Raw genomic sequence first — 21,904 nt, forward strand, 5'->3', positions numbered from 1 at the left:
CTCTCCAGGGTGGGCAGCGCCCGCCCACGTGGGCGGGCGGCCGGTTCAGGCTTCGGACGGCACGCCGACCAGCACTTCGCGCATGCCGTTGGCCTGCAGCGGGCCGACGATGCCGGCGGCCTCCATCTCCTCGACCAGCCGCGCGGCGCGGTTGTAGCCGATCTTCAGGCGCCGCTGCACGCCCGACACCGAGGCCCGGCGGCTCTCGACGACGATGCGCACGGCCTGGTCGTAGAGCGGGTCCTGCTCGGCGCCGTCGCCGTTCGAACTCGCCAGCGGATCGCCGGGGAAGGCCGGGCCGCCGTCGGCGGGCTCGTCGAGGATGCCGGTGACGTACTCGGGCTCGCCGGTCCGCTTCAGGTAGTCGACCACGGCGTTGACCTCGTGATCGTCGACGAAGGCGCCGTGCACGCGCTGCGGAAAGCCGGTGCCCGGCGGCAGGTAGAGCATGTCGCCATGGCCGAGCAGCTGCTCGGCGCCCATCTGGTCGAGGATGGTGCGCGAGTCGATCTTGCTCGCCACGGTGAGGGCGATGCGGGTCGGGATGTTGGCCTTGATCAGGCCGGTGATCACGTCGACCGAGGGTCGCTGCGTCGCCAGGATCAGGTGGATGCCGGCGGCGCGCGCCTTCTGCGCCAGGCGCGCGATCAGCTCTTCGACCTTCTTGCCGACGATCATCATCATGTCGGCGAGTTCGTCGATGACGACGACGATGTACGGCAGCGGCTCGAGCGTCGGGTGCTCGTCGAACAGGTCAGTGTGCTCCTCGGCCTTCCACAGCGGGTCGGGGATGGGCTCGCCGATGGCGATGGCCTCCTGCACCAGCTTGTTGAAGCCGGCGATGTTGCGCACCTTCATCGCCGCCATCAGGCGGTAGCGCCGCTCCATCTCGGCCACGCACCAGCGCAGCGCGTTGGCGGCGTCCTTCATGTCGGTGACCACCGGCGACAGCAGGTGCGGGATGCCCTCGTAGATCGACAGCTCCAGCATCTTCGGGTCGATCAGGATCAGCTTCAGGTGATCGGCGCCAGCCTTGTAGAGCATGCTGATCAGCATGCAGTTGACCGCGACCGACTTGCCCGAGCCGGTGGTGCCGGCGACCAGCGCGTGCGGCATCTTGGCGAGGTTGCCGACGATCGGCCGGCCGCCGATGTCCTGCCCGAGGGCGACCGTGAGTGGCGAGCTCGAGTTCTGCCACGCCGGCGAGTCGAGCACCTCGCGCAGGTACACGATCTGCCGGCGGCGGTTGGGAATCTCCAGCCCGATCACCGACTTGCCGGGAATGACCTCGACCACGCGCACGCTGATCACCGACAGGCCGCGGGCCAGATCCTTGGCAAGGTTGGTGATCTGGCTGACCTTCACGCCCGGGGCGAGGTCGAGCTCGAAGCGCGTGACCACCGGGCCGGGTTCGACCCCGACCACGGTGACCTCGATGCCGAACTCGCGCAGCTTGGCCTCGACCTGGCGCGACATCTCCTCGAGCACTTCCGGCGTATAGCCGGCGCCCTGCGTGCGCGGCTCGTCGAGCAGCGACAGCGGCGGGATCGGGTCGAGCGGCGACTGCGCCGGTCGGCGGCCGAACAGCGCGGCGGCGGCAGCGGCCGCACGCGAGGGCTCACGCACGGCCGCGGGCGCCGGCCGCTCCGCCGGCGGCGGCGCAACGACAGGCACCTCGGGCAGCGCAGGCGCGAGCACGGGGGCGGGCGGCGTCGGGGCGGGGGCGGACGGCGCCTCCCCTCCCCCGCCGCCGAGGGCGGCGATCCGCGCCGCCGAGGGCCGCGCCGGGCGCGGCGTGGCGGCAGCCCCCAGCACCAGGTCGGCGACGTCCGCCGGGCGGTCGCGTGCGACCGCGCCCGACGGTGGCGCTTCGGCCGCCACGACCGGCGGCGTCGGCGCGTCTTCCGCGTCCTCTTCCTCCGCCTCCACCACCTCCGCCACCTCCGCCACCGCCGGCGTGGCCGGCGTGACGCCGGCGGGTGCCGGTTGTTGCGGCGCCGGCTCGGCCGCCCCGAGGTCGCCAAGGGGCAGCGCCGGCGCGCTGCGGCTGGCCGTCAGCCCGGACAGATCGGCGAGGTCCGGATCGGGCGCGGCGGTGACCTGCATCGCCACGGGCCCCGGCGCCGTCGCCAGGGCGGCGATCTCGCCCAGCTCGGGACCGGCGCGCTCGCTGCCCGCGGCGGCGACGGCGACCTCGTCGCCCGACGGATCGCTGCGGGCGCGGCCGACGAACAGCCGTGCGCCGAGCCACGTCGCCACCGCGCCGATGCCGGCGAACACCTGCCAGCACACGCGCCCCACCAGATCGACCAGGCTCAGCCACGACAGCCCCGAGGCCAGCGTGACGCCGGCCAGGAACAGCGCGAGCAGGAACAGCGTCCCGCCGTGGAAGTTGAACGCCGCCACCAGGCCCTGGCCGATGAGCTCACCGACGATCCCGCCCGGGTTGCCTTCGAGGAAGGCGCCCATCGGCCGCAGGTGCAGGGCGGCGAGGCCGCAGCCGCCGCCGACGGTGACGAGAAAGCCGACGGTGCGGAAGATCACGATCTCGCCGTCGAGGTCGGCGATGCCGTTGCGCCGGAACATCGCCCAGCCGGCGTAGCCGATCGCCAGCGGGAACAGGAAGGCGCCGTAGCCGAAGAAGTACAGCGCGATGTCGGCGAACCACGCGCCGGCCACGCCACCGAGGTTGGCCGGCTGGCCGGCACCGCCGACGTGCCGCCAGGCCGGGTCGGCGGCGGAGTAGGACGCGAGCGCGATCAGCATGAAGCCGGCGAGCGCGAGCGTCAGCAGGAAACCGATCTCGCGCAGGCCATAGCTGAGGTGACGGACGATCTTGACGCCCGAAGGCGCCACATTCTTTCTGCGTGCCTGAGCCAAGCGGGTGAACCCTTGAGAGTGTGCCGTGGGATGCCTCGGGCCCGCGCTAGGGCGCGCCCGGCAGGCGCGCATTCTCACACCGCGCACCGGCCGCTGGCAAAGCGGAACCGCCAGTTCCCCCGCACCGCCGGCAGGCTTACAGTTACGCGGTAGCGCCGCCCCCCCCTGGGCGCGCGGTCGCGCCATCCGTCAAACCGCACAGCCGAAACGTCGTCCTATGCGCATTCGCTCGCTCGCCACGATAGCCGAGGTGTCCGCCGAGGCGTGGGATGCCCTCGTGCCCGGGCGCGATCCCTTCCTCGCGCATGCCTTCCTGTCGGCGCTCGAACGCCACGGCTGCGTCGGCCGGGGTACCGGCTGGCTGCCGTGCCCGCTGGTGTGCGAAGGCAGTGACGGTCGCCTGCTCGGCGCCTGCCCGCTGTATTTCAAGCTCAATTCGTACGGCGAGTTCGTGTTCGACGGGTCCTGGGCCGAGGCCTACCGTCGTCACGGCCTGCCCTACTATCCGAAGCTCGTCGCCGCGGTGCCGTACACGCCCGCGACCGGCCGCCGCCTGCTGGTCGCCCGCGACGCCGACGCAGCGGCGGTCGCGGGTGCGCTGATCGAAGGCGCCCGTGAACTCGCCCGCGACAGCGGCTCCTCCTCGGTGCACTGGCTGTTCCCGACCACCGAGGAGATGGGCTGGCTGCGCAGCGCGGGCGCGGCCTCGCGCCTCGGCTGCCAGTTCCACTGGCACAATCCCGGCTATCGCGACTTCGACGACTTCCTCGCCACCCTGAGCGCCAAGAAGCGCAAGAACATCCGCCAGGAGCGCCGGCGGGTGCAGGAAGCCGGCATCGAACTCGAGTGCCTGGCCGGCGATGCGGTCGACGCCGGGCAGTGGCGCACCTTCCATGCGTTCTACTGCTCGACCTTCCGGCGCCTGGGCGGGCAGCCGACGCTGACCCTGCCGTTCTTCACGGCCGTGGGCCGTGCCCTCGGCGAGCGCGTGCTGCTGGTGCTGGCGCACGCGGGGGCACGCACCGTGGGGGCGGCGATCAGCTTCGCCAGCGACACCACCCTGTACGGCCGGCACTGGGGCTGCGCCGACAGCGTCGACGCACTGCACTTCGAAGCCTGCTACTACCAGGGTATCGAGCACTGCATCCGCCGCGGCCTGACCCGCTTCGAGCCCGGCGCGCAGGGGGAACACAAGGTGAGCCGCGGCTTCCTACCGACGCTTACGCATTCGGCACACTGGATCGCCCACCCGGGCTTCCGGCAGGCGATCGACGACTTCCTGCATCGGGAGACCCCGGCGGTCGAGGACTACGCCCGCGAACTGCACGAACACTCGCCCTACCGCAGGGCGGGAGGCGAATCATGAAGCCGCTCACCTGGCTCGACGCGCGCAATCCGGACCAGCCCTTCCCCTCCCCCGAGAACGCGCTCGGGGAACCCAACGGGCTGCTCGCGGTCGGCGGCAACCTGGAACCGCGGCGCCTGCTGAACGCCTACCGTCAGGGCATCTTCCCCTGGTTCGGGCGCGACCAGCCCATCCTCTGGTGGTCACCCGATCCGCGCACCGTGTTCTTCCCGGACCTGATCAAGGTGTCGCGCAGCCTCGGCAAGCGACTGCGCAGCGGGTGCTACCGCGTGCGTTTCGACACCGCCTTCACCGAGGTGATCGAAGCCTGCGCCGCGCCGCGTCCGGATGCGCCCGATTCGTGGATCACCCCGGCGATGCGCCTCGCCTACCGGCGCCTGCACGCGCTGGGTTACGCCCACTCGATCGAAAGCTGGGAGGGCGACGAACTGGTCGGCGGGCTCTACGGCGTCGCGCTGGGCGGCGCGTTCTTCGGCGAGTCGATGTTCAGCCGGCGCAGCGACGCCTCCAAGGTCGCGCTGGTGCAATTGGGGCACTTCCTGCACGCCCGCGGCTTCGGCTTCATCGACTGCCAGCTCGAAACCTCGCACCTGCTGAGCCTGGGCGCCGTGACGCTGCGCCGCAGCCAGTTCCTGGCGCTGCTGCGCCAGCACGTCGACCGTCCCTGCGCGCCCGGCAGCTGGCGCGGCTTCGAGCCGCCGGAGGACCGCCCCCTTGGCCGCTCCACGTGAACTCGGCAGCCTGCGGCTGTTCCTGACCGACACGCACCCGTGCAGCTACCTGCCCGGGCGTGACGCCCGCAACCTGGTGGCCGACCCCCTCGCCGTGGATGCGTCGCTGTACTCGACGCTGGCGCGCCACGGCTTCCGGCGCAGCGGCGAGCACGTCTACCGGCCGCACTGCCAGGGGTGCCACGCCTGCGTGTCGCTGCGCATCCCGGTGGATCGCTTCACGCCGAAGCGGGCGCAGCGGCGCAACCTGCAGCGCAACGCCGACATCGTCGTCCGCGTGCTGGAGCCGGTCCTGCGCGAGGAACACTTCGAGCTGTTCGCGCGCTACCTGCGCCTGCGACACCCCGACGGCGGCATGGACGACGCGTCGCCCGAAAGCTATCTGGCCTTCGTCGCCTCGAACTGGAGTCACACCTTCCTCGCCGAAGGCCGGCTGGCCGATGGCAGGGTGGTCGTGGTGGCGGTCGTGGACATCCTCGCCGACGGGCTTTCGGCCGTTTACACCTACTTCGATCCGGCACTGACGGAGCGCTCGCTCGGTACCTTCGCAGTGCTGTGGCAGATCGCCGAAGCCCGCCGCCGCGGCCTGCCTTACGTGTACCTCGGCTACTGGATCCGCGAATGTCGCAAGATGAACTACAAGACCCGCTTCCAGCCGTGCGAGGTGTTCACCGGAGGGGACTGGCGGGCACCGGCGGACGATGCGCCGGCTTGCTGAACCGGGGTGATTCCGCTATTTTCTCGCGCCGCTTCACGCACCAGCGCATCTCGCGCGCGGTAGCCCATCGAGACAACGAGCCAATGGCGAAAGAAGACCATATCGAAATGGAAGGCACGGTCATCGAGACCTTGCCGAACACCATGTTTCGCGTCCAGTTGGAAAACGGCCACGTGGTCACCGCACATATCTCGGGACGCATGCGCAAGCACTATATCCGCATCCTCACCGGCGATAAGGTCAAGGTCGAACTGACCCCCTACGACCTGTCGAAAGGTCGCATCACCTACCGCGGCCGCTGAGCCGCCGGCCTGCGCAACGGCAAGGGTGCCGCGGCGCAAGCCAGCTCCGCTCCAGCCTCACGAGAGTTCGGCCGTCGTCGCATCCTCGAACTCGATGTCGAGGCGATCCTCCACGACATCGATCACCACGTGGCCGCCGTTGGCCAGGCGCCCGAACAGCAGCTCCTCGGCGAGCGGCTTCTTGATGTTGTCCTGGATCACCCGCGCCATCGGCCGCGCACCCATCTTGCGATCGTAGCCTCGTACGGCCAGCCAGGCGCGCGCGGCAGTCGTGACGTCGAGGGTCACGCCCTTGCTCTCGAGCTGCGCCTCGAGCTCGATGATGAACTTGTCCACGACATGACCGATGGTGTCCGTCTGCAGCGGCTGGAACTGGATCACCGCGTCCAGCCGGTTGCGGAATTCCGGCGCGAACAGGCGCTTGATCGCCTCGAGGCTGTCGTCGCTGTGATCCTGGGTGGTGAAGCCGATGCCTGAACGCTCCATCTGATCGGCGCCCGCGTTGGTCGTCATCACCAGGATCACGTTGCGGAAATCGGCCTTGCGCCCGTTGTTGTCGGTCAGCGTCCCGTGGTCCATCACCTGTAGCAGCAGGTTGAAGACATCCGGATGCGCCTTCTCGACCTCGTCGAGCAACAGCACCGCGTGCGGATGCTTGAGGATCGCGTCGGTCAGCAGGCCGCCCTGATCGAAGCCGACATAGCCGGGAGGCGCACCGATCAGGCGCGATACGGTGTGCCGCTCCATGTATTCCGACATGTCGAAACGCACGAGCTCGATGCCGAGCGTCTTGGCCAGCTGGCGCGTGACCTCGGTCTTGCCGACGCCGGTGGGGCCGGCAAACAGGAAGGAGCCGATCGGCTTCTGCTCGTTGCCGAGCCCCGAGCGCGACATCTTGATGGCGTTCGCCAGCGCCGCGATCGCCGGATCCTGCCCGAACACGACGAGCTTCAGGTTCCGTTCGAGGTGCCTGAGGGTATCCTTGTCCGACGCGGAAACGCTCTTCGGCGGGATCCGCGCGATCTTGGCGATGATGCTCTCGATCTCGCCCACGCCGATGGTCTTCTTGCGCTTGGTGGCCGGCAGCAGGCGCTGCCCGGCGCCGGCCTCGTCGATCACGTCGATGGCCTTGTCCGGCAGATGCCGATCGTTGATGTAACGCGCCGACAATTCCGCCGCGGCACGCAGCGCCTTCGGCGTGTACTTGACCTCGTGATGCTCCTCGAAGCGGCTCTTGAGCCCCTTGAGGATCTGGTAGGTCTCATCGACCGACGGCTCGGCGACGTCGATCTTCTGGAAGCGGCGGGCCAGGGCGCGATCCTTCTCGAAGATGCCGCGGTACTCCTGGTAGGTGGTGGAGCCGATGCACTTGAGATCGCCGGATGCCAGGGCCGGCTTGATCAGGTTAGAGGCGTCCATCACGCCGCCCGAGGCCGCGCCGGCACCGATCACCGTGTGGATCTCGTCGATGAACAGGATCGCGTTGCGCTCCTTGCGCAACTGGGTCAGCACGGCCTTGAGACGCTTTTCGAAATCGCCACGATACTTCGTCCCCGCGACCAGCGAACCGAGATCGAGCGAGTAGATCGTGGCCTTGCGCAGCACGTCGGGCACGCGGCCGTCGACGATCAGCTTGGCAAGCCCTTCCGCGATGGCGGTCTTGCCGACGCCGGCCTCGCCGACGAACAGCGGGTTGTTCTTGCGCCGACGACAGAGGATCTGGATCGTGCGCTCGACCTCGTCGGCCCGGCCGATCAGGGGATCGATCCGCCCCTGGCGCGCCATATCGTTGAGATTCGAAGCATAGTTGTCGAGCGGACGGCCGCTGGACGGCTCGCCCGGTTCGTCTTCGGAGTTCGGGGAACTGCTGTTGTCGTTGTCGTCGGACACCTTCGAAATGCCATGCGAAATGTAGTTGATGACATCGAGCCGGCTGATGTCCTGACGCTTCAGGAAATACACCGCCTGCGAGTCCTGCTCCCCGAAGATCGCCACCAGCACGTTGGCGCCGGTCACTTCCTTGTTGCCGGACGACTGCACGTGCAGCACCGCCCGCTGCAGCACCCGCTGGAATCCGAGCGTCGGCTGGGTCTCGCGGGGATCGTCGGCCGCCAGTACCGGCGTGTTCTCGCGGATGAAGTGCTGCAGGTCCGTCTTGAGCTTGTCCATGTTCGCACCGCAGGCGCGCAGCACTTCGGCGGCTGCCGGATTGTCGAGCAACGCGAGCAGCAGGTGCTCCACCGTCATGAACTCGTGGCGGCGATCGCGCGCTTCCCGAAAGGCCAGATTGATCGAGAATTCGAGTTCCTTGCTCAACATGATGCGAAACCTCTTGATCTTGCCCGTTGGCGGGCGTCTGTCGACGACGTTCAGGCTTCTTCCATGGTACAGAGCAAGGGATGCTGATGACTGCGGGAGAACGCGTTTACCTGTTCAACCTTGGTCTCGGCGATCTCGCGCGTGAACACGCCGCAGACGCCCTTGCCGCGGGTGTGTACGTGCAGCATGACCTGCGTGGCCTTCTCCCGGCTCATGGAAAAAAAATACTCCAGAACATGCACGACGAACTCCATCGGTGTGTAGTCATCGTTGAGGATGATCACCTTGTACATCCGCGGCGGCTTCAGTTGCGGCCGCGCCTTCTCCACGGCAAGGCCGCCGTCACCGCTTCGGCTATCGCTGTCTTGACTCATCGAGACTCGGTCGCTCTCTGCGCGTTGCGCGTAACCGGGCCCGCCGAGACACGGCGACCCTCTTGCTTAGATATACGGAACGGAGCGAGTTTCTTCCAGTGCCCCGCCAACGCGTACACAACATAAAGCAAAGGCCCGGCCCCCTCGCGGGGAGCCGGGCCTGACGGAGGACGCGGGGCCTGGACTGAGGGGCTCAGGCGTGGGCGAACTGCGCCTCTTCGGTCGACCCGGTGAGCGCGGTCAGCGACGAGGTGCCGCCGGCAATCACCTGGGTGACGTCATCGAAGTAGCCCGTGCCCACCTCGCGCTGGTGCTTCACGGCCGTGAAGCCGCGGGTGATGGCTGCGAACTCCGCCTCCTGCAGTTCGACGAAGGCCGACATCTGCCGCTCGGCATACCCCTGCGCCAGGTTGAACATCGAGTAGTTCAGGCTGTGGAAGCCGGCCAGCGTGATGAACTGGAACTTGTAGCCCATCGCGCCGAGTTCGCGCTGGAACTTGGCGATGGTCGCGTCGTCGAGGTTCTTCTTCCAGTTGAACGACGGCGAGCAGTTGTACGCCAGCATCTTGCCCGGATGCACCTTGTGCACGCCCTCGGCGAAGTGCTTGGCCTCCTCGAGGTTCGGCACGCCCGTCTCGCACCACACCAGGTCGGCGTAGGCCGCGTACGAGATACCGCGGTCGATCGCCTGATCGAGGCCGTTGCGCACGCGGTAGAAGCCCTCGGCGGTGCGATCGCCGGGAACGATGAAGCGGCGGTCGCGCTCGTCGACGTCGGAGGTGATGAGGTTCGCCGCCTCGGCGTCGGTACGCGCCACGACCAGCGCGGGCACGCCCATGATGTCGGCGGCGAGACGCGCGGCGACGAGCTTCTGGATCGCCTCCTGGGTCGGCACCAGCACCTTGCCGCCCATGTGGCCGCACTTCTTGGCCGACGCGAGTTGGTCCTCCCAGTGCACGCCCGCGGCACCGGCCTCGATCATCGCCTTCATCAGCTCGAAGGCGTTCAGCACGCCGCCGAAGCCGGCCTCGGCATCCGCCACGATCGGCTGGAAGAAATCGACGCCGTCGTTGCCCTCGGCGTGGTTGATCTCGTCGGCACGCATCAGCGTGTTGTTGATGCGCTTGACCACTGCCGGCACCGAGTTGACCGGATACAGCGACTGGTCCGGATACATCGCACCCGCCAGATTCGCGTCGCCGGCCACCTGCCAGCCCGACAGGTAGATGGCCTTCAGGCCCGCCTTGACCTGCTGCATCGCCTGGTTGCCGGTCAGCGCACCGAGCGCGTTCACGAACGGCATTTCATGCAGGTACTTCCACAGCTTCGTCGCGCCGTTGTAGGCCAGCGTGTACTCGATGCCGGCGGTGCCACGCAGCCGGGCGACCTCCTCGGCGGAGTACGGGCGGGTAATGCCCTTCCAGCGCGGATTCTCGGCCCAGTCCTTCTTCAGTTGCTCGACGGTCAGGTGGGGCATTCTCGAAATCTCCTGCTCAGGAACCTATAAAGAGGAAACAAGTCAACACTCATCTTTTCGAATCGGCACGGTGCCGGCGTGCCGCGGGGACGAACCCGTGGAGAGCCCGTACAAACCGCCCCCTGCAGTTTCCCGTTATCGGCCACCGACGTCATGCGTCGCGTTTCAATGCCCGGTGGACTGGTGACATTCCCATGTAATCCGGCTCTGTCGGCGACACCGGTGGGTGCCGCGCAGACCTTGCGCAGTCGACTGGATGCGAGATCGTCTCATCCGGACCGCATACCCAAAGCCACCCGAATTCGACGTGAAACCGGGTCATGCCAGCAGCTTCGGCAAACCTCTTCGCCGCCCTTGCGTTTTCGTATTATGAAAACAATCGCGCAGAAAGAAATTTCGCGGAGTCTATGCGGCTATGCAGCAATTGACAAGCATATTTCATCAATTATAAATATTTGCTTAATCAATGCTTTCGGACGATCTGCGCATGAATTCACCGATTGGCCGACACTATTACAAGCACAACCGCCTCCAGCAGTTGCGCGGCTTCTGCTTCGCCGTGCAGACCGGCAGCATCTCCAAGGCCGCCGAGCGCATGTTCCTCAGCCAGCCCTCGGTGTCCCTGCAGATCCAGGCGCTCGAGCGCGAGCTGGGCGTGACGCTGTTCGAGCGCCGCGGCCCCAAGATCCGCCTGACGCCCGAAGGGCAGACGCTCTATGACATGGCCCTGCCCCTGCTCGAGGGGCTCGACAGCCTGCCCGAAACCTTCACCGCGAAGCGCGGCAGCCTGGAATCGGGGGAGGTGAACATCACCGCGGGCGAGGCCACAATTCTTTACCTGCTCCCCGACATCGTGAAACGCTTCTGCGAGACCCACCCGGGCATCCGCGTGCGCTTCCACAACGTCCCCGGTCGCGAGGGCCTGCGCCTGCTGCGCGACGACGAGGTCGATTTCGCGGTGGGCTCCTTCCGCGACGTGCCGGACGACATGACGTATCAACCGATCTACTCGTTCGACCAGATGCTGATCACGCCCAAGGACCATCCCCTGGCGGCCAAGCCCGACATCGAGCTGGCCGACATCAGCCCCTACGACTTCATCCTGCCGCCGCGTCATCTGAATACGCTGAGCATGGTCGAATTCGCATTCCAGCAGCACAACCTCAGCCTCAACGTCAAACTCGAAGCCGGCGGCTGGGCGGTCATCAAGCGTTACGTCGAAATGGGAATGGGCATCTCGATCGTCAGCGGCATCTGCATTACGCCCGAGGATCAGCTCGCGACGCATCCGCTGACGCGCTATTTTCCGCGCCGGACCTACGGCGTGGTGATGCGGCGCGGCAAGTTTCTTTCACCGCAGGCCAAGCGTTTCATCGAATTCATCGATCCCAGCTTTTTCGTCATGGAACCGGTGTTTCACGAAACCTGAACGCGATCACGCCGCCTCGAACAGCGCGTTCACTTTCGCCGCCATGATGAAATCATTTTCATGGAGGCCGGCGATCTTGTGGGTGAAGAACACCACTTCGGCATATCCCCAGCCGAAACCGATGTCGGGATGGTGCTGTTCGGTTTCCGCCATTTCCGCGATGCGGTTCACGAATTCGACCACGCTGCGGTAATCCTTGAACGTGAAGCGGCGGCGGATGCGCGCTGCCGGGCCTTCGATCTGCCAGCCGGGTACTTCGGCCAGCAGCCGCCGGGCCGCCGCGGCCTCGAGCGGCGGCACGCCGCCGCGGCAGGGTACGCAGGACTTGTCCTTCAAGGTCATCGGGAAACCCTCGCAACGCGCCCGCCGCGGCACCCCGGCCGGCGGCATGCCGATCGGCGCGTTCGGGCCGCGCGCGTCCGGCCCGACGTCGAGTGAATAGACCGTTTCACCCGCCGGCACAACCGCCGGCAGGTGCAGCGGCGACCGGCACGCGCTGGCGAACGCGGTCAGGCGATGCGGGCGAAGGCACGAGCCCCCGCTGCGGGGGCTCGATGGAGGCGACCGGCGGAGGGCCGGCGGTCGCGGCGGGGGGCGATCGCTCAGGCAGCGGTTTCGGCGATGAGCTTGCGCAGTTCGGGGACGCACGAGCCGCAGTTGGTGCCGGCCTTGAGCACGGCGCCGATGGCCTCGGGGGTGGCGAGGCCCTGGCGGCGGATGGCGTCGACCAACGTGTTCACGCCGACGCGGAAGCAGGCGCACACCACGCGGCCGGTGTCCGGCTGCCCCGGTCCCGGGCGGCCGGCGAGCAGGCTGGCGCGTTCGCCGACGGTGAGCGCGTCGCGGGTGAACAGGCCGGCGAGCCAGTCGCGTGGCGGCAACTGCGGCCCGGGGGCGACGAACACGCAGGCGAGCAGGCGCCCGTCGTGCATCGCGGCGGCCCGGTAGCGCCCGGCGGCGGCATCGAAGAACTCGATCCAGCCCTCCCCCGGCTGATCCGCCAGCAGCGCGTGCGCCCAGGCCGACCAGTCGCCGACCGGCGTCTCGGCGGCGATCTCGTAGCGCCAGAGCCCGTCGCCGCGCACCTGCACGCGGTAGTCGAGGCCCTCACCCAGCGCCAGGGGCTCGCGGCTGAGCACGAAGCCGTGCCAGGCCGGCACCCACGGCGCTATCCGCACCGGGGTGTGCTTGCTCTCGGGCTGGCCCGAATGCGGATCGGTCGCCGGGTTGACCACCGCGTCGATGCGCCCGCGGCTGGCCTGCGGGCTGCCCCAGTGCATCGGTACGAACACCGAGCCCGGACGCTGCTCGCGCGCGAGCTTCGCGCGCACCACCGCCTCGCCCCAGCGGCTGGAGACGCGCACCAGCGCATCGTCGACGATGCCGAACAGGGCGGCGTCGAGCGGGTGGATCTCGGCGTAGGGCTCGGGCGCGTGCGCCGACAGCCGCGCCGACTTGCCGGTGCGGGTCAGGGTGTGCCAGTGATCGCGCACCCGGCCGGTGTTGAGCACCAGCGGGTAGGCCGCATCGGGGGCGTACACCGGCGCGCGCGGCCCGAGCGCGACGAAGCGCGCCCGGTTGTCACCGGTGTAGAAGCCGCCCTCGGCGAAGAAGCGCCCGATGCCCGCGCCGCCCGCCGGCTGCGGCCAGCGGAAGGGGGTCAGGGCGTCGTAGGCGGGTGCGTCCAGACCGGCGCAGGCGCCGATGTCGAAATCCCGCACGCGCCCGGCCGGGTCGTTCTCGAACGCCGACAGCGCGGCGTGCTCGGCGAAGATCCCGGCCGGCCCGGCGTAGTCGAAGGCCGCGCCGAAGCCCAGCCGGCGCGCCACCTCGCAGAGGATCCACCAGTCCGGCTGCGCCGCGCCGGGCAGCGGCAGGAAGGCGCGCTGGCGCGAGATGCAGCGCTCGGAGTTGGTCACGGTGCCGTCCTTCTCGCCCCAGGTCGCGGCCGGCAGGCGGATGTGCGCGCAGGCCACGGTGTCGGTGTCGGCGACCGCATCGGAGACGATCACCAGCGGGCAGGCGTGCAGCGCCGCGCGCACCGCATCGGCGTCGGGCAGGCTCACGACCGGGTTGGTGCCGATGACCCAGATCGCCTTGATGCGGCCCTCGGCCACCGCCCGGAACATGTCGACGGCCTTCAGCCCCGGCCGCTCGGCGATCACCGGCGCGGCCCAGAAACGCTGCACGCGGGCGACGTCATCGGCGGCGAAGTCCATGTGCGCGGCGAGCTGGTTGGCGAGGCCGCCGACCTCGCGCCCGCCCATCGCGTTGGGCTGCCCGGTGACCGAGAACGGGCCCATCCCCGGCTTGCCGATGCGCCCGCTGGCGAGGTGGCAGTTGAGGATGGCGTTGACCTTGTCGGTGCCGCACGAGGACTGGTTGACGCCCTGCGAGTAGACGGTCACGACCTTGGCGGTGCGCGCGAAGGCGGCGAAGAACTCCGCCACCGCCTCCCCCGGCAGGCCGCAGGCGCGCGCCACGTCCGGCACCGAGCCGGCGTGCGCCCGCGCGGCGCGCAGCGCGGCGAGGTAGCCCTCGGTGTGCGCCTCGACGTAGTCGAGGTCGATGCAGTCCTGCCGGTGCAGGTGCACCAGCAGGCCGTCGAACAGGATGCTGTCGGTGCCGGGGGCGATGGCCAGGTGCTGGTCGGCCTGGTCGCAGCTCGCGGTGCGCCGCGGATCGATGACCACCAGCCGCGGGCGGCCGTTGCGGGCTGCGCGCGCGGCGAGGATGCGCTGGTACAGCACCGGGTGGCACCAGGCGAGGTTGGAACCGACCAGCACGATCAGGTCGGCGGCCTCGAGGTCCTCGTAGCTGCCCGGCACGGTGTCGGTGCCGAAGGCGCGCTTGTGGCCGGCAACCGAGCTCGACATGCACAGGCGCGAGTTGGTGTCGATGTTGGCGGTGCCGATGAAGCCCTTCACCAGCTTGTTGGCGACGTAGTAGTCCTCGGTCAGCAACTGCCCCGAGACGTACAGCGCCACCGCCTCCGGCCCGTGCGCCGTGAGGGTGTCGCGCAGACCCGTGGCGACGGCGTCGAGCGCGACCTCCCAGCTCACGCGCTGGCCGCCCACCTCGGGGAACAGCAGGCGGCCGTCGAGGTCGAGGGTCTCCGCCAGCGCCGAGCCCTTGGAACACAGCCGGCCGAAGTTGGCCGGGTGCTGCGGGTCACCGCGCACGGCCACGCTGCCGTCGGCCGCGCGCGTGGCGATCACGCCGCAGCCGACGCCGCAGTACGGGCAGGTGGTGCGGACTTCGCCGCTCGCGTCGCTCATGGGTGCATCCTCTCGTCGGCCCCGGTGCCGGCCGACCTGGCGAGGGCGGGCGACGCGTCGGGGTTGGGGCATGTGCTCTCGCGGTCGCCCGCGCGGACGGGCGCTGCCGCGCGCCGCGGCAGCGGCGATCTCAGGCCGCCGCGCCGTGCTGCTCCTCGCCGCCGGCACTCGCCGCCCCCACCTGCAGCAGCACGCGGTCACCGATCAGCTTGACCGGAAAGCGCTTGGCGCAGCCGATGTCAGGGGCGACGGCATTGCCGCTGGCGAGCTCCAGCACCCAGCCGTGCAGCGGGCAGGTGACGCGCTGGCCGTGGACGATGCCCTGCGACAGCGGCCCCCCCTTGTGCGGGCAGCGGTCGCGCAGCGCGAACACGTCGTTGTCGGCGGTGCGGAACACCGCGATGTCGCCCTGCGCACTGCGCACCACGCGCGCGCCGAGCGGCGGGATGTCGTCGAGACAACCGACGTCGTGCCAATCGTTCATGTCCAGTACTCCTCGTGGAGGTTGGGCGCCGCCCCGCCGTGCCGGCGGGGTGCGTCGCCAGGGGAAGTCGTGCGTCGCGCCGGTTCAGGCCATCACGGCGAGCGGCTTGAACTCGTGGGCGTCCACCGCACCGCTCGCCCGCTCGGCCCAGGGGTCGACCTGGGCGTACTTCTGCGACTCGAGGAAGCGGGCGTAGAGCGCGCGGCGGCCCTCGTCGTCCTCGACGATGCGCGACTTCACGTAGGACAGGCCGACACGCTCGATCCACGGCGCGGTGCGCTCCAGGTAGCGCCCCTCCTCGCGGTAGATCTGCATGAAGGCGCCGCAGTACTCCATCACGTCCTGCTCGGTGGTCAGCTTGCAGAGCAGGTCGGTGCCGCGGATCTTGATGCCGCCGTTGCCGCCGATGTGCACCTCGTAGCCCGAGTCCACGCAGACCACGCCGAAGTCCTTGATCGTGGCTTCCGCGCAGTTGCGCGGGCAGCCGGACACCGCCATCTTGAACTTGTGCGGCGTCCACGAGCCCCAGGTCATCTTCTCGAGCTTGACGCCGAGGCCGGTCGAGTCCTGCGTACCGAAGCGGCACCACTCGGAGCCGACGCAGGTCTTCACGGTGCGCAGGCTCTTGCCGTAGGCATGGCCCGAGACCATGCCGGCGGCGTTGAGGTCACCCCAGACCTTCGGCAGATCCTCCTTCTTCACGCCGAGCAGGTCGATGCGCTGGCCGCCGGTGACCTTGACGGTCGGTATCTGGTACTTGTCGGCGACATCGGCGATCGCGCGCAGTTCGTCCGGCGTGGTCAGCCCGCCCCACATCCGCGGCACCACCGAGTAGGTGCCGTCCTTCTGGATGTTGGCGTGCACGCGCTCGTTGATGAAGCGCGACTGGTAGTCGTCCTGCGCCTCCGCCGGCCAGGTCGAGATCAGGTAGTAGTTGAGCGCCGGGCGGCAGGAGTGACAGCCGTTCGGGGTCTTCCAGTTCAGCAGGTCGAACACCTCCCGCAGCGAGATCAGGTGCTCCTCGCGGATCGCCTTGCGCACCACGTCGTGCGAGTGCTCGGTGCACTTGCACATCGCCTTTTCCTTCGGCGTGGCGTCGAAGTTGCCGACGGTGGCGGCGAGGATCTGCTCGACCAGCCCGGTGCACGAGCCGCACGAGGCCGAGGCCTTGGTATGGGCGCGGACCTCGTCGACGGTGAACAGCTTCTTCTCGCTGATCGCCTTGACGATGGTGCCCTTGCAGACGCCGTTGCAGCCGCAGATCTCGGCGTCGTCGGACATCGCCATCACGCTGTGCCCCTCACGCCCGGCGTCGGCCATGTGCGCATGGCCGAACAGCACGGTCTCGCGGAAGTCGCTGATGTCGGTGCCTTCGCGCAGCAGCTGGAAGTACCAGGCACCGTCGACGGTGTCGCCGTACATCACCGCGCCCTGCACGCGGTTCTCCTTGACCACCAGCTTCTTGTAGACGCCGCGGGCGGGGTCGCGCAGCACGATCTCGTCGGTGTCCGGGCCGCCGTTGAAGTCGCCGGCACTGAACAGGTCGATGCCCGTCACCTTGAGCTTGGTGCTCGTCACCGAGCCCAGGTAGCGACCGATGCCGTAGTGGGCCAGGTGGTTGGCGCAGACCTTCGCCTGCTCCCACAGCGGCGCGACCAGGCCGTAGACCTGGCCGCGGTGCTGCACGCATTCGCCGACCGCGTAGATGCGCGGGTCGTAGGTCTGCAGCGTGTCGTTGACGACGATGCCGCGCTCGCAGTGGATGCCGGACTGCTTCGCCAGCGTGATGTTCGGGCGGATGCCGGCGGCCATCACCACGAGGTCGGACGGGATCTCCAGGCCGTCCTTGAAGCGCACGGCGCGCACGCGGTCCTCGCCGAGGATCGCGGCGGTCTGCATGCCCATCAGGAAGCGCAGGCCGCGCTCCTCCAGCGTCGTACGCAGCAGGTCGGCGGCGAAGGGGTCGAGCTGGCGCTCCATCAGCACGTCGCCGAGGTGCACGACGGTGCATTCCATGCCCTGCTTCATCAGGCCGTTGGCGGCTTCGAGGCCGAGCAGGCCGCCGCCGATCACCACCGCGTGCTTCCTCCCCGCCTGGGCGGTGTCGAGCATGGTGTTGACGTCGGCGATGTCGCGGAAGCCGATCACGCCGGGCAGGTCGTTGCCGGGAATCGGCAGGATGAACGGCACCGAACCGGTCGCCAGCAGCAGGCGGTCATAGGTGGCGGTGGTGCCGTCGGCGGCGATCACCTGGCGCCTGGCGCGGTCGATCTTCACCACTTCGCTGCCGGCGTGCAGCGTGATGCCCTGCTCGGCGTACCACGGCAGATCGTTGATCATGATCTGATCGACGGTCTTTTCCCCGGCCAGCACCGGCGACAGCATGATGCGGTTGTAGTTACCGTGCGGCTCCGACCCGAACACCGTGATCGCGTACTTGTCCGGCGCGATCTTGAGCAATTCCTCGACGGTGCGCATGCCGGCCATGCCATTACCGATCAGTACCAGTCTTTCTTTCATCGCCCTTTCCTCGCGGAAGCCTCTCGATCGATCTGCCGGGGGTCGTCCGCAATACCCGCAGCACCCATGCCCGAGCCATATAGCAGGAGCTGTGCCAGTCCTAATTCATCGTCGTAATGTATTGTTCGGCATTGCTTTTGTGGGCTTGCGCCAGCACGGTTCGAGATGCACCAAGTTTCGCCGTCGCACCAATGTCGATCAAAATCCGCGCCGTTGCATTTAACTGGTGCAGCGCACAAAATCGCACCATAAGCTGTTGTGGATACTCACAAATACCTCTTTGGTGGTATTCGCTGATACCCACTTGAGTGCACCCATGGAGTGCCGCCTAAGCGTCGGTCATTGCCCCGATTCAGTGCAATTGCTTCATGGCGGAACAGTCTTTCGCGCCGCATTTGTGCGCTGCGGCATCGAATGGGCGGCATGCAATCGCCACCGGAAACCGGAGTCGTCAGGCATTTCGCGGCTTTGCGGCGATTGGCCCGGCAATTGCCAAAGGGAGCCGTCAGGTATCGCTTGCTTGGAGGACTCACCCGATGTCGTCACCGAAAATCAACCTGCTGTCGTTCAGCGGTAATGTCCGCATCCTGCACCTGAGCTGGGTCGCGTTCTTCATCAGCTTCGTGGTGTGGTTCAACCACGCCCCGCTGCTCGCCTCGATCCGCGACACCTTCCAGCTCACCGACGGGCAGGTGAAGGCGCTGCTGACGCTCAACGTCGCGTTGACGATCCCGGTGCGCATCTTCGTCGGCATGCTGGTCGACAAGTTCGGCCCGCGCCGGATGTACTCCGCGCTGCTGGCGATCTGCGGCGGGCTGTGCTTCTTCTTCGCGCTCGCGAACAGCTACGAGCAGCTGGCGATGGCCCGGCTGCTGCTCGGCTGCGTCGGCGCCGGCTTCGTCATCGGCATCCGCCTGATCTCCGAGTGGTTCCCGGCCAAGCAGGTCGGTTTCGCCGAGGGCATCTACGGTGGCTGGGGCAATTTCGGCTCGGCCGCGGCCTCGCTGAGCCTGCCGGTGATCGCGCTGGCGTTCGGCGGCGCCGATGCCTGGCGCTGGGCGGTCGCGGTCACCGGCGTGATCGCCATCGTCTACGCGGGGCTGTTCTACCTCGGCGCCAGCGACACGCCGAAGGGCTCGACCTACTTCAAGCCGAAGAAGCTCGGCGCGATGGAAGTGACCAGCAAGGGTGACTTCTGGCTGTACGTGTTCCTGCAGGTGCCGATGACCGCCGCGCTGCTGGTGCTCACCTGGAAGCTGTCGCCGGCCGGCTTCAAGCTGATCGACCAGAACACCGCCTACGCGGTCTACGCCGCGCTGCTCGCGCTGTTCACCTGGAACATCTGGCAGATCGTCGACGTCAACCGCAACATCCTCGCCGGCGAGGTCGTGCCGCAGATCCACCGCTACAAGTTCAAGCAGGTGGCGATCCTGTCGGCGGCCTACGCGATCGCCTTCGGCTCGGAGATCGCCGTGGTGTCGATGCTGCCGCTGTACTTCAAGGACATGTACGGCCTGACGCTGGTGCAGGCCGGCTTGGTGGGGTCGAGCTTCGCGATCATGAACCTGATCGCCCGCCCCGCCGGCGGCCTGATCTCCGACCGCTTCGGCCGCAAGCGCACGATGAGCATCGTCATGGTCGGCATCACCTTCGGCTACTTCGGCATGAGCTTCATGGGCCAGTGGCCGCTGTGGGCCGCCGTCGCCGTGACCGTGGTCAACTCGTTCTTCGTGCAGGCCGGCTGCGGCGCGGTCTACGGCATCATCCCGCTGATCAAGCGCCGGCTGACCGGCCAGATCGCCGGCATGAGCGGCGCCTACGGCAACGTCGGCAGCGTGGTCTTCCTGACCGTGCTGTCGTTCGTGACGCCGGCGACGTTCTTCCTGGTGATCGCGGCGAGCGCCCTCGTCGTGCTGGTCATCGTGCAGCTTCTGGACGAACCTTCCGGCCAGATGGCGGAGATCATGCCCGACGGCACCGTGCAGATGATCGACGTCGCCTGAGCCGCGCGTGACCACCCCCGCCCGCACCGCGCCGGCCGCTGCCGCGCGCGGTGCGGGCGCGTCACGTCCCGCGCCTCCTCCACCCCCGGCCAGGGAGCCCGCCCCGCCATGACGCGTAGCCTGCGCCTCACCGTCGGCCAGTTCTCCGACCGCGGCACCAAGTCCGAGAACGAGGATTTCTTCGGCGTCCTGGTGCCGGACGAGCCCCTGCTGACCAGCAAGGGGGTGGCGGCGGTGATCGCCGACGGCATGAGTTCGAGCGACTCGGCCCGGCTCGCCGCGGAATGCGCGGTCAAGGGCTTCCTCACCGACTACTTCGCCACCCCCGATTCGTGGAAGGTGAAGACCTCGGCGGAGCGCGTGCTGAGCGCGCTGAACCGCTGGCTCTACGGCCAGGGCAGCAAGCAGCGCGACCCGACCCGCGGCCTGGTGACCACCTTCAGCGCGCTGGTGATCAAGTCCACCACCGCGCACGTGTTCCACGTCGGCGACTCGCGCATCGCCCAGATCCGCGACGGCACCCTCGAACCGCTGACCGAGGACCATCACGTCTGGCACGCCGGCGGACGCACCTACCTCAACCGCGCGCTCGGCGTCGACCTGCACCTCGACATCGACTACCGCCGGGTGCCGGTGGAGGTCGGCGACCTGTACCTGTTCACCACCGACGGCGTGCACGAGCACGTGCCGGCCCGCGAGCTGCTGCGCATCGCCGTCGCCCACGCCGGCACCGACAGCCTCGACACCGCCTGCGAGCGCATCGTCAGCCTCGCCCGCGCCAAGGGCAGCACCGACAACCTCACCTGCCAGATCGTGCGCATCGACGCGCTGCCGGTCGCCGACGCCGACTCGGCGTTCCAGGCGCTCACCGAGCTGCCGGTGCCGCCGCCGCTGGAGCCGGGGCTTTTGCTCGACGGCTACCGCATCCTGCGCGAGCTGCACGCGAGCCCGACCAGCCAGCTCTACCTGGCGCTCGACGAGGCCGGCAGCGGCGCCCAGGTGGTGCTGAAGACCCCGTCGGTCAACTTCGAGGACGATCCGGCCTACCTCGAACGCTTCCACCACGAGGAGTGGGTCGGCCGGCGCGTGCAGCACCCGCACGTGCTGCATGTGCTGGAGCCGGCCCGGCGCCGGCGCTTCCTCTACACCGTGATGGAATACCTGGAGGGGCAGACGCTGCGGCAATGGATGGCGCTGCACCCGCGCCCCGGCCTGCCGGAGGTGCGCCGCCTGCTCGAACAGGTCGCACGCGGGCTGCGCGCCTTCCACCGCCTGGACATGCTGCACCAGGACCTCAAGCCCGAGAACATCCACATCGACCGCCACGGCACGGTGCACATCATCGACTTCGGCTCGGTCAAGATCGGCGGCATCAACGAGATCGCGAGCCCCGTCGAGCACACCGACCTGCTCGGCACGCGCAACTACACCGCGCCCGAGGTGCTGCTCGGCGAACCTTCGACGCCGCGCGCCGACCTCTACGCCTTCGGCGTCATCGCCTACGAACTGCTGACCGGGCAACTGCCCTACGGCGAGCGGATGGGGCGCGAGCTCACCCGCGCCGACCTCAAGCGCCTGCGCTACACCCCGGCGCGCCGCTACCGCCCGGAGCTGCCGGCGTGGGTCGACGCGGCCCTGGAGAAGGCCGTGCAGCTCGATCCGCTGCGCCGCTACGGCGCCGAGACGGAGCTGGTCTTCGACCTCGAACACCCGCGCGCGGGCTTCGCCGAGAGCACCGCCCGCCGCCCGCTGCTCGAACGCGACCCGGCCGGCTTCTGGCGGGCGCTGACGCTGCTGTCGCTGGCGGCGAACGTCGTCCTGCTCTACCTGCTGCACGGCTGAGCGCCGCCGAGCGGCGGGGGGCACGGCGCACGCGCGGCGCGGCGCGCCCGTCGCCCTCGGGGCACGTGACTGCGGCATCGCGACGGGCCCTCCCGGTGGGTGGCTGGCGGACAGGACACTGCCGTCCGGGGCGGGTCCGTGCGGGCCCGCCCCGGCGGCCGTCAGGCGGGGGCAGCGCGCT

Annotated in this window: 16 protein-coding genes; 7 read left to right on the top strand and 9 right to left on the bottom strand. The window is 68.6% G+C overall.

Annotated elements, in window-relative coordinates; genetic code table 11:
• Nucleotides 1–45 precede the first annotated feature (45 nt).
• Nucleotides 46–2,856 (bottom strand): DNA translocase FtsK, encoded by a 2,811-nt coding sequence (locus EV699_RS20455; RefSeq protein ID WP_279389414.1) that lies wholly within the window; start codon nucleotides 2,854–2,856, stop codon nucleotides 46–48.
• A 241-nt stretch (nucleotides 2,857–3,097) separates the two neighbouring features.
• Here EV699_RS20455 and EV699_RS16760 point away from each other — a divergent pair, with 241 nt between their 5' ends.
• The 4 genes from EV699_RS16760 to infA all read left to right on the top strand — a co-directional run bounded on the left by EV699_RS16760 (nucleotide 3,098) and on the right by infA (nucleotide 5,997).
• Entirely contained in the window at nucleotides 3,098–4,246 is a 1,149-nt protein-coding gene (locus tag EV699_RS16760) for a GNAT family N-acetyltransferase (protein ID WP_132544906.1), read from the top strand.
• Nucleotides 4,243–4,977, top strand: a complete 735-nt coding sequence (gene aat / locus EV699_RS16765; RefSeq protein WP_132544908.1) for a leucyl/phenylalanyl-tRNA--protein transferase — start codon at nucleotides 4,243–4,245, stop codon at nucleotides 4,975–4,977. The genes EV699_RS16760 and aat overlap by 4 nt, the downstream gene beginning before the upstream one ends.
• Complete coding sequence (locus tag EV699_RS16770) at nucleotides 4,961–5,695, top strand: arginyltransferase (RefSeq protein WP_165904185.1); 735 nt, start codon at nucleotides 4,961–4,963, stop codon at nucleotides 5,693–5,695. Before aat ends, EV699_RS16770 begins: the two co-directional genes overlap by 17 nt.
• Before the next feature lie 83 nt (nucleotides 5,696–5,778).
• Complete coding sequence (infA, locus tag EV699_RS16775) at nucleotides 5,779–5,997, top strand: translation initiation factor IF-1 (protein WP_132544981.1); 219 nt, start codon at nucleotides 5,779–5,781, stop codon at nucleotides 5,995–5,997.
• A 57-nt stretch (nucleotides 5,998–6,054) separates the two neighbouring features.
• Here the strand turns inward: infA and clpA are convergent, their stop codons facing one another.
• The 3 genes from clpA to aceA all read right to left on the bottom strand — a co-directional run bounded on the left by clpA (nucleotide 6,055) and on the right by aceA (nucleotide 10,167).
• Nucleotides 6,055–8,316 (bottom strand): ATP-dependent Clp protease ATP-binding subunit ClpA, encoded by a 2,262-nt coding sequence (gene clpA / locus EV699_RS16780; protein ID WP_132544910.1) that lies wholly within the window; start codon nucleotides 8,314–8,316, stop codon nucleotides 6,055–6,057.
• Between the two features lie 50 nt (nucleotides 8,317–8,366).
• Nucleotides 8,367–8,690 (bottom strand): ATP-dependent Clp protease adapter ClpS, encoded by a 324-nt coding sequence (gene clpS / locus EV699_RS16785; protein WP_132544912.1) that lies wholly within the window; start codon nucleotides 8,688–8,690, stop codon nucleotides 8,367–8,369.
• A 193-nt stretch (nucleotides 8,691–8,883) separates the two neighbouring features.
• Nucleotides 8,884–10,167: an isocitrate lyase gene (aceA, locus tag EV699_RS16790; protein WP_132544914.1), complete on the bottom strand. Its 1,284-nt coding sequence runs from the start codon at nucleotides 10,165–10,167 to the stop codon at nucleotides 8,884–8,886.
• Between the two features lie 487 nt (nucleotides 10,168–10,654).
• On the opposite strand from aceA, the gene EV699_RS16795 reads away from it, so the two are divergent.
• Entirely contained in the window at nucleotides 10,655–11,596 is a 942-nt protein-coding gene (locus EV699_RS16795; RefSeq protein WP_132544916.1) for a LysR family transcriptional regulator, read from the top strand.
• Nucleotides 11,597–11,602: 6 nt separating this feature from the next.
• Here the strand turns inward: EV699_RS16795 and EV699_RS16800 are convergent, their stop codons facing one another.
• The 5 genes from EV699_RS16800 to EV699_RS16820 form a co-directional block, all read right to left on the bottom strand.
• A complete protein-coding gene (locus EV699_RS16800; RefSeq protein WP_132544918.1) occupies nucleotides 11,603–11,938 on the bottom strand; it encodes a 4a-hydroxytetrahydrobiopterin dehydratase in 336 nt (111 codons plus the stop codon).
• A 260-nt stretch (nucleotides 11,939–12,198) separates the two neighbouring features.
• Nucleotides 12,199–14,874: a nitrate reductase gene (locus EV699_RS16805; RefSeq protein WP_132544920.1), complete on the bottom strand. Its 2,676-nt coding sequence runs from the start codon at nucleotides 14,872–14,874 to the stop codon at nucleotides 12,199–12,201.
• Nucleotides 14,875–15,004: 130 nt separating this feature from the next.
• Nucleotides 15,005–15,358, bottom strand: coding sequence for a nitrite reductase small subunit NirD (nirD, locus tag EV699_RS16810; protein ID WP_132544922.1), 354 nt, complete (start codon nucleotides 15,356–15,358; stop codon nucleotides 15,005–15,007).
• 84 nt (nucleotides 15,359–15,442) lie between these two features.
• On the bottom strand, nucleotides 15,443–17,878 hold the full coding sequence (gene nirB / locus EV699_RS16815) for a nitrite reductase large subunit NirB (protein WP_132544924.1): 2,436 nt from the start codon (nucleotides 17,876–17,878) through the stop codon (nucleotides 15,443–15,445).
• A gap of 100 nt (nucleotides 17,879–17,978) precedes the next feature.
• Nucleotides 17,979–18,182 carry a hypothetical protein gene (locus tag EV699_RS16820; protein WP_132544926.1) on the bottom strand — a complete coding sequence of 68 codons (204 nt, stop codon included), beginning with the start codon at nucleotides 18,180–18,182 and terminating at the stop codon, nucleotides 17,979–17,981.
• Nucleotides 18,183–18,414: 232 nt separating this feature from the next.
• Here EV699_RS16820 and EV699_RS16825 point away from each other — a divergent pair, with 232 nt between their 5' ends.
• Both EV699_RS16825 and EV699_RS16830 read left to right on the top strand, forming a co-directional pair.
• Nucleotides 18,415–19,881: a NarK family nitrate/nitrite MFS transporter gene (locus EV699_RS16825; protein ID WP_132544928.1), complete on the top strand. Its 1,467-nt coding sequence runs from the start codon at nucleotides 18,415–18,417 to the stop codon at nucleotides 19,879–19,881.
• Nucleotides 19,882–19,989: 108 nt separating this feature from the next.
• A complete protein-coding gene (locus EV699_RS16830) occupies nucleotides 19,990–21,723 on the top strand; it encodes a bifunctional protein-serine/threonine kinase/phosphatase (RefSeq protein WP_132544930.1) in 1,734 nt (577 codons plus the stop codon).
• Nucleotides 21,724–21,904 lie beyond the last annotated feature (181 nt).

Source organism: Plasticicumulans lactativorans, assembly GCF_004341245.1.
GTDB classification, from domain to species: domain Bacteria; phylum Pseudomonadota; class Gammaproteobacteria; order Competibacterales; family Competibacteraceae; genus Plasticicumulans_A; species Plasticicumulans_A lactativorans.